Source organism: Mycobacterium sp. (genome assembly GCF_032162105.1).
In the GTDB taxonomy this organism is placed as follows: domain Bacteria; phylum Actinomycetota; class Actinomycetes; order Mycobacteriales; family Mycobacteriaceae; genus Mycobacterium.
Window position 1 is genome coordinate 1 of record NZ_JAVRPS010000117.1, and the last position, 7,967, is coordinate 7,967.

The window sequence follows — 7,967 nt, forward strand, 5'->3', positions numbered from 1 at the left end:
CGCATCTCGCTGAGCCTCAAGCAGGCCAACGAGGACTACACCGAGGAGTTCGACCCGTCGAAGTACGGCATGGCCGACAGCTACGACGAGGCCGGCAACTACATCTTCCCCGAGGGCTTCGACGCCGACACCAACGAATGGTTGGAAGGCTTCGAGAAGCAGCGTGACGAGTGGGAGGCCCGGTACGCCGAGGCCGAGCGCCGGCACAAGATGCACACCGCCCAGATGGAGAAGTTCGCGGCGGCCGACGCGGAGGCAGCCAGCAGGCCTGCGACCGCCAACGGCTCGTCGTCGTCTTCCTCGTCCAGCTCGGGCGAGCCCACCGGCGGGACGCTGGCCAGTGACGCACAGCTGGCAGCGCTTCGCGAGAAGCTGGCCGGAAGCGCCTAACGTCTAGCACGACGCACGCCCCGGCTCACACTGAGCCGGGGCGTTCGTCGTCTCGGTGTCCTGACAGACTGGTGCCGTGCTTCGCATCGGCCTTAGCGGCGGTATAGGTGCCGGCAAGTCCACGGTGTCCACGGCCTTCTCCGACTGCGGCGGCATCATCGTCGACGGCGACGTCATCGCCCGTGAAGTCGTCCAGCCGGGGACCGAGGGGCTGGCCGCTCTCGTCGAGGCGTTCGGCACGGACATTCTGCTGCCCGACGGCGCGCTCAACCGGCCTGCCCTGGCGGCGATTGCGTTCCCCGACGACGAGAAGCGCGCGACGCTGAACGGCATCGTGCATCCGCTCGTCGGCAAGCGGCGCGCCGAGCTCATCGCGGCGGCGCCCGAGGATGCGGTGATCGTCGAGGACATCCCGCTGCTGGTGGAGTCGCAGATGGCGCCGCTTTTCCCGCTGGTCGTGATCGTCAATGCCGACGTGGAGACGCGGGTGACGCGCCTCGTCCGGCAACGGGGCATGCCAGAGGCCGACGCCCGCGCCAGGATCGCCGCCCAGGCCACCGAGGAGCAGCGGCGCGCCGTGGCCGACGTCTGGCTGGACAACTCCGGCACCGCCGAGGACTTGGCCGAACGCGCCCGCACGCTGTGGCGCGAGCGGATCGTGCCGTTCGCGCACAACGTCGCCGCCCGCGAGCCGGCACGGGTGACGCCGCACCTGGTGCCATCCGACCCGACGTGGCCGGATCAGGCACGCCGCATCGTGGCCCGCCTGAAGACCACGTGCGGGCATCGGGCAATGCGCATCGACCACATCGGGTCGACGGCGGTGCCCGGTCTGGACGCCAAGGACGTCATCGACGTGCAGGTCACCGTGCCGTCGCTCGAAGTGGCCGACGAACTCGTCGATGCACTGCTGACGGCAGGCTATCCGCGGATCGCCGACGTCACCGGTGACGTCGCCCATACGCCCGATCCGGCGTTGTGGCACAAGCGCTTACACGCATCGGCCGACCCAGGACGACCGACCAACGTGCACATCCGCGTCGACGGCTGGCCGAATCAACAGTTCGCGCTGCTGTTCCGTGACTGGCTGGTGGCCGAGCCAGGCGCGTGCGACGAGTACCTCACCCTGAAGCGCGACGTGGCCGCCGCCGGCGGCCGGACCACCGGCGAGTACGCCGACGCCAAGGAGCCGTGGTTCGTCGATGCCTATCGCCGGGCCTGGGCGTGGGCTGACGCCACGGGCTGGCGGCCCTAGGCCGCAGGCGGTGGTGCGTCGGCGGGCGGCGGACCGTCCACCGGCGCAGGCTCATCGATGGGGGCCGTGTTGCCGGTCGGGAAGTTGGTCACCGTCCCGCAGCTGAGCACGCCGTACCCCGGGTCGTTTCGCTGCGGTGTCAGGCGCGGCGCGACGAACTGGTCTGCCTGCGCGATGACCTGATCGTTGGCCAAGATCTCGCAGTGCAGGCTGGCCGAGTACGGCCACTGGATGGACACCTGCATGCCCGCCTTCTTCGCATCGGACACCACGCCCGTCGCCTCGAACACTCGGCCGGGCACCATCGTCGGGTTCGCGGTGTTGACCTGATCGTCGGCGATCGCGTAGTTGACCGTCGCACCGCGCGATACGCCGTCGACACGAGCCCGGTAGACCACGTTGTACGGCCCTGGCCCGAGATCCGGCACTTGCCCTTCGGGCGGGGCGGTTGCATCGGCGGACTGTTCCGTGGCCTCTGGTCCCGGCGGGACGTCGGGATCGGCCTGCGCAACGCCCGCGCTTGTCTGAACGCTGGACAGCAGGATGGCGGCCGCCGCGGCCGCGATCCATCCAGCCTTGGTAGAGCTCATGGGAACAGACATTACGCTCCCCGCCAGGTCAGAACCATATGGAGGTCGGCTAGCCACTTTTCCAGGGCGTAATCGTGCCTGGCCAGCCCGTCGATCGCACGGGCCGCGGTTCGAACGGCCCGTTCGGCGGTGTCCGGCGTGAGCAGGCCGTGCCGCACCGCAACCAGCAGTTCATCGACGTCTTCCAGTTCGACACTTTGACCGGTGCGGACGACCAGATCGAGGTAGTGGTCCTCGGCGTGCCACTCGGTCGGCCCCGGTGAGTAACTGCCGACGTCGAGGTAGAAGTCCTGAGCGCGCTCGTAGCCTGCGTTGAAGTGAAACACGCTGGCCCGCAAACCGATCGAGGGCAGGAGCCACGACTCGAGGTAGTGGAACTGGGCGCGGCCCGGGGTGGGCCGGGCCATGTACAGCCCCCACGGCTCGACGGTGTAGACGTCGACGGCCCGCACGATGCCCTTGGGATCGGTGTTGGTGCGGGCGGTGAGATCGAACGTTTCGCGCTTGGGCGGGTGGATGTGCCCAGCATAGGTCGGGGACAGCACATGTCGGTGCGTGGTTCTACGCTGTGAACATGGCATTCGCTACCGAATACCCCGTCTTGGCGCACTCGGAGTACCGCGCCGTCGACGACATCGTGCGCGTGGGCGGACAGTTCGAGGTGGTCAGCCCACACGAGCCCGCTGGCGATCAGCCGGCCGCCATCGAGGAGCTGGAGCGCCGCATCGCCGCGGGGGAGCGTGACATCGTGCTGCTGGGCGCCACCGGCACCGGCAAGTCGGCAACCACGGCCTGGCTCATCGAACGTCTGCAGCGGCCCACCCTGGTGATGGCGCCGAACAAGACGCTGGCCGCGCAGCTGGCCAACGAGCTGCGGGAGATGTTGCCCAACAACGCCGTCGAGTACTTCGTGTCCTACTACGACTACTACCAGCCCGAGGCGTACATCGCCCAGACGGACACCTACATCGAGAAGGACAGCTCGATCAACGACGACGTCGAGCGGCTGCGGCACTCCGCGACGTCGAGCCTGCTGTCCCGGCGGGACGTGGTCGTGGTGGCATCGGTGTCCTGCATCTACGGACTCGGCACACCGCAGTCCTACCTGGACCGGTCGGTGGAGCTCAAGGTCGGCGACGAGGTGCCGCGCGACGGCTTGCTGCGATTGCTGGTCGACGTGCAGTACAACCGCAACGACATGGCGTTCACCAGGGGATCCTTCCGGGTGCGCGGTGACACGGTCGAGATCATCCCGTCCTACGAGGAGCTCGCCGTGCGCATCGAGTACTTCGGCGACGAGATCGAGGCGCTGTACTACATGCATCCGCTGACCGGTGACGTGGTGCGCAAGGTTGACTCGTTGCGGGTCTTCCCCGCCACCCATTACGTGGCCGGTCCCGAGCGGATGGCGCATGCGATCTCGTCGATTGAGCAGGAGCTGGAGGAGCGGCTCGCCGAGCTCGAGGGCCAGGGAAAGCTGCTGGAGGCGCAGCGTCTGCGGATGCGCACCAACTACGACGTCGAGATGATGCGTCAGGTCGGGTTCTGTTCTGGGATCGAGAACTACTCGCGGCACATCGACGGCAGGGCGGCAGGGACGGCCCCTGCGACGCTGCTGGACTACTTCCCGGAGGACTTCCTGCTCGTCATCGACGAGTCGCACGTGACGGTGCCGCAGATCGGCGGCATGTACGAGGGCGACATGTCGCGCAAGCGCAACCTGGTGGACTTCGGTTTCCGGCTGCCGTCGGCCGTCGACAACCGGCCGCTGACCTGGGAGGAGTTCGCCGACCGGATCGGTCAGACCGTCTATCTGTCCGCCACGCCGGGCTCCTTCGAGCTGAGCCAGGCCAGCGGTGAGTTCGTCGAACAGGTGATCCGGCCGACCGGGCTGGTCGATCCGAAGGTGGTGGTCAAGCCCACCAAGGGCCAGATCGACGACCTGATCGGCGAGATCCGCAAGCGCACGGAGGTGGACGAGCGCGTTCTGGTGACCACGCTGACCAAGAAGATGGCCGAGGATCTGACCGACTATCTGTTGGAGACCGGCATCCGGGTGCGCTACCTGCACTCCGAGGTCGACACGTTGCGCCGGGTCGAGCTGCTGAGACAGCTGCGGCTGGGTGAGTACGACGTGCTGGTCGGCATCAACCTGTTGCGCGAGGGTCTCGACCTGCCCGAGGTCTCGCTGGTGTCGATTCTCGACGCCGACAAGGAGGGCTTCCTGCGATCGTCTCGCAGCCTGATCCAGACCATCGGCCGTGCGGCGCGCAACGTGTCCGGCGAGGTGCACATGTACGCCGACAGGATGACCGACTCGATGCGGCAAGCCATCGACGAGACCGACCGCCGTCGAGCCAAGCAGGTGGCCTACAACGAGGCGCACGGCGTCGATCCGCAGCCGCTGAGGAGGAAGATCGCCGACATCCTCGACAAGGTCTACAGCGAAGCCGACGACACCGATGCGACCGTCGAGGTCGGCGGTTCCGGTCGCAACGCGTCGCGGGGCAGGCGCGCTCAGGGTGAGCCGGGCCGGGCGATCAGCGGCGGCGTGTTCGAGGGCCGCGACACCAAGAACATGCCGCGGGCCGAGCTCGCCGACCTGATCAAGGACCTCACTGCACAGATGATGGCCGCGGCGCGGGACTTGCAGTTCGAGCTGGCGGCCCGATTCCGCGACGAGATCGCCGACCTCAAGAAGGAGCTCCGCGGGATGGATGCCGCCGGGCTCAAGTAGTGCTTGATCTCAACCGTGGTTGAGCTCTTACGGTGGTGCGTGTGACGCAGACTGATGCGGTGCCGACTGCAGGCTGGCGGGACCTCCTTGGCCCGAGGTACCTGGGGGCCTCCACCGTTTTGGCGGGCGGCGTCGCGCTGTACGCCACCAATGAGTTCCTCACCGTCAGTCTGCTGCCGAGTGCGGTCGCCGAGATCGGCGGTCAGCGACTCTATGCCTGGGTGACGACGGTCTATCTGGTCGCCTCGGTGGTCGCGGCCACGACGGTGAGCGCGACGCTGGCCCGGCTGGGGCCGCGGTGGTCCTACCTCGCCGCCCTGAGCGTGTTCGGTGTGGGCAGCCTGCTGGCCGCGTTCGCACCGACCATGGAGTTGCTGTTGGTCGGCCGCACCGTGCAGGGTGCAGGCGGCGGCATCCTCGCGGGGTTGGGCTACGCAGTGATCAATTCTGCTCTGCCGCAATCGTTGTGGACGAAGGCGTCGGCGCTCGTCTCGGCGATGTGGGGCGTCGGCACCGTGCTTGGCCCCGCCGCGGGTGGGCTGTTCGCCCAATACGGCTCGTGGCGTTGGGCATTCGGTGCACTCGCGGTCCTGACGGTGGCCATGGCGATCCTGGTGCCGTTCGCACTGCCGGGACGGCAGCCCGGCGCCGAACCGCCGCCGCCAAGCCGAATCCCAGTCTGGTCATTGCTTCTGCTCGGGACGGCAGCGCTGGCGATCAGCGTGGCGGGCATCCCACGCAACACCGCGCTCACCGCCGCGCTGCTGGCGGCGGGCGTCGCGCTGGTCGGGGCGTTCCTCGTCGTCGATCGCCGGACGTCGTCTTCGGTGTTGCCGGCCACCGCGTTTCGGCCCGGCCCGCTGAAGTGGATCTACGTGACGCTCGGCGTGCTGATGGCCGCCACGATGGCCGACATGTACGTCCCGCTGTTCGGCCAGCGCCTCGCACATCTGGTGCCGGTGGCGGCAGGGTTCCTGGCGGTGGCCCTGTCGGTCGGTTGGACGATCGGTGAGATCGTCAGCGCATCGGCGACGAAGTCGCGGGTGATCGTGCGCACGGTGGCCGTGGCGCCGCTGGTCATGGCCGTGGGTCTCGGGATCGCCGCCGTCAGCCAATTCGAGGATGCCCCCGTCGGCGTGATCGCCGTATGGGCGGTGGCCCTGCTGATCACCGGCACCGGGGTGGGCATGGCGTGGCCGCATCTGTCGGCGTGGGCGATGAGCTCGGTCGACGATCCCGTCGAGGGCGGCTTGGCCGCGGCGGCCATCAATACGGTCCAACTGATCTGCGGTGCGTTCGGCGCCGGGTTGGCCGGCGTGGTGGTGAACATGACCGACCGCGGCGACGAGACGGCGGCTCGGTGGATGTTCGCGGTCTTCGCGGTGCTCGCGGTGCTCGGCACGTTCGCGTCGGTCCGTGCCACGCGGGCCAACCCAGCCGGCTAGGGCGAGAACCGGACGTCGCCGTGTGCGTCCAACACCGCGGTCAGAAGGTCGCTCGTCATGTCAGTTCAGCCTCAGTCGGGATCCTCGTCGAGTTGTCGGATCGCGGTGATGCCGTCGATGCCGGCCAGCACCGTGGGCGCGTTGAGAATCCCGCGGCCCGACAAGGTCAGCAGCACGCCCGACTGACCTGGCGCTGCGCCGAGCGGTTCGCCGGCCGGGTCCGCTGCCAGTTCGGCGAGCTGCCACTGTCGACGCTCGCAGGCCTGCAGGAGGGCCGTCATCACGCCGCGACCTTCTTCATAGGTGACGTGCAGCCGGACCGAACCGCTCAGCCTGGACGCCAGTCGCCGGGCGATCGGCATGAAGCCCAGCACGATGATGAAGTGCATGGCGGTGACCGTGCAGGCGAGCAGCAGCAGTCCCGATCCGGCGGCCATGCCGATCGCCGCCGACTCCCAGACCGACGCCGCGGTGGTCAGACCGTGCACCGAACCGCGGCGGAAGATGATGATGCCTGCGCCGAGAAAGCCGATGCCCGTGACGATCTGGGCGGCCACGCGGGACGGGTCGACGACCACGAGACCGTCGACCAGCACGTCCGAGAACCCGTACTTGCTGACGAGCAGGATCAACGCCGCCGCCGTGCCGACGATGGTCTGCGTGCGCAGTCCGGCGCTCTTACCCTGGATCTCGCGCTCGATGCCGATCAGTGCGGTCAGCCCGAACGCGACGAACAACTCGATGATCTGCCGGATGCCCTGACCGGGGCCGCCGAAGAACGCCGGATCGGCGAGCCACTGATGCATGGGTACGAAGCTATCGCGAACTTGGCGTCGCGCGATGACTCTTCGACGTCCAGTGAGTCAACACATGGGAGAACAGTTTTCGAGAGGAGAGTCGAATGACCGCATTCCCCGATGTCGCGACCCGCGAGGCGTGGCTGGCCGAACGCCGCAAACTGCTGGCCCGCGAACGGGAGGTCACCCATCTGCGTGACGCCGTCAATGCGCAGCGCCGTAGATTGCCGATGGTGAAGGTGGTCGAGGACTACGTGTTCGACGGCCCCGACGGTGAGGTGCGTCTGCTCGATCTGTTCGAGGGCAGGCCGCAACTCTACGTTCACCACTTCATGTGGATCGACGACGGCGACCGCGGGTGTCCCAGTTGCACCGCCGCCGCCGACCTGACGTTCACGGAAGGGGACCGTGCGCTGCTCAACGCGCGAGGAGTCACGCTCGCATGCGTGTCCAGGGCGCCGTACGCCAGCATCGCCCGGTACCGCGACGAACACGGCTGGACGTTCCCCTGGTATTCGTCGCGCGACGGTGCCTTCACCTACGACTACCACGTCACGCTCGATCCGGCCCGCGCGCCGATCGAGTACAACTACAAGGCACTCGACGAACTGCGCGCCGACGGGTGGACCGACGACGATCTCCGGGGTGACATTCCCGGCGCCAGTGTCTTCCTCCGGCGCGGTGACGAGGTGTTCCACACCTACTCTGCGTTCGCCCGCGGGCTGGACCATTCCGCGGTCGGGTATCCGTTCT

Annotated in this window: 7 protein-coding genes and 1 pseudogene; 5 read left to right on the top strand and 3 right to left on the bottom strand. The window is 67.9% G+C overall.

What is annotated here, in order from left to right; translation table 11 throughout:
- Together rpsA and coaE are read left to right on the top strand one after the other, a co-directional pair.
- Positions 1-390: pseudogene (rpsA, locus tag QOC69_RS05755) on the top strand (30S ribosomal protein S1); the annotation flags it as partial.
- A gap of 76 nt (positions 391-466) precedes the next feature.
- Positions 467-1,645, top strand: coding sequence for a dephospho-CoA kinase (gene coaE, locus QOC69_RS05760; protein WP_526437280.1), 1,179 nt, complete (start codon positions 467-469; stop codon positions 1,643-1,645).
- Here coaE and QOC69_RS05765 read toward each other — a convergent pair.
- Together QOC69_RS05765 and QOC69_RS05770 are read right to left on the bottom strand one after the other, a co-directional pair.
- On the bottom strand, positions 1,642-2,235 hold the full coding sequence (locus tag QOC69_RS05765; protein WP_526437282.1) for a hypothetical protein: 594 nt from the start codon (positions 2,233-2,235) through the stop codon (positions 1,642-1,644). The genes coaE and QOC69_RS05765 overlap by 4 nt on opposite strands.
- An 11-nt stretch (positions 2,236-2,246) precedes the next feature.
- Positions 2,247-2,753 carry a ribonuclease FAU-1 family protein gene (locus QOC69_RS05770; RefSeq protein ID WP_526437292.1) on the bottom strand — a complete coding sequence of 169 codons (507 nt, stop codon included), beginning with the start codon at positions 2,751-2,753 and terminating at the stop codon, positions 2,247-2,249.
- 56 nt (positions 2,754-2,809) lie between these two features.
- Between QOC69_RS05770 and uvrB the strand changes: the two genes are divergently transcribed.
- Together uvrB and QOC69_RS05780 are read left to right on the top strand one after the other, a co-directional pair.
- Positions 2,810-4,972, top strand: coding sequence for an excinuclease ABC subunit UvrB (uvrB, locus tag QOC69_RS05775; RefSeq protein WP_526437284.1), 2,163 nt, complete (start codon positions 2,810-2,812; stop codon positions 4,970-4,972).
- A 41-nt stretch (positions 4,973-5,013) separates the two neighbouring features.
- A complete protein-coding gene (locus QOC69_RS05780; protein WP_526437286.1) occupies positions 5,014-6,417 on the top strand; it encodes an MFS transporter in 1,404 nt (467 codons plus the stop codon).
- Positions 6,418-6,488: 71 nt separating this feature from the next.
- Here the strand turns inward: QOC69_RS05780 and QOC69_RS05785 are convergent, their stop codons facing one another.
- The gene (locus QOC69_RS05785; protein WP_526437288.1) at positions 6,489-7,223 is read right to left on the bottom strand and encodes an MgtC/SapB family protein; all 735 of its coding nucleotides are present in this window, start codon (positions 7,221-7,223) and stop codon (positions 6,489-6,491) included.
- A 95-nt stretch (positions 7,224-7,318) separates the two neighbouring features.
- Here QOC69_RS05785 and QOC69_RS05790 point away from each other — a divergent pair.
- Positions 7,319-7,967 (top strand): DUF899 family protein (locus QOC69_RS05790; protein ID WP_526437290.1); only part of this gene is annotated, 649 nt, incomplete at its 3' end.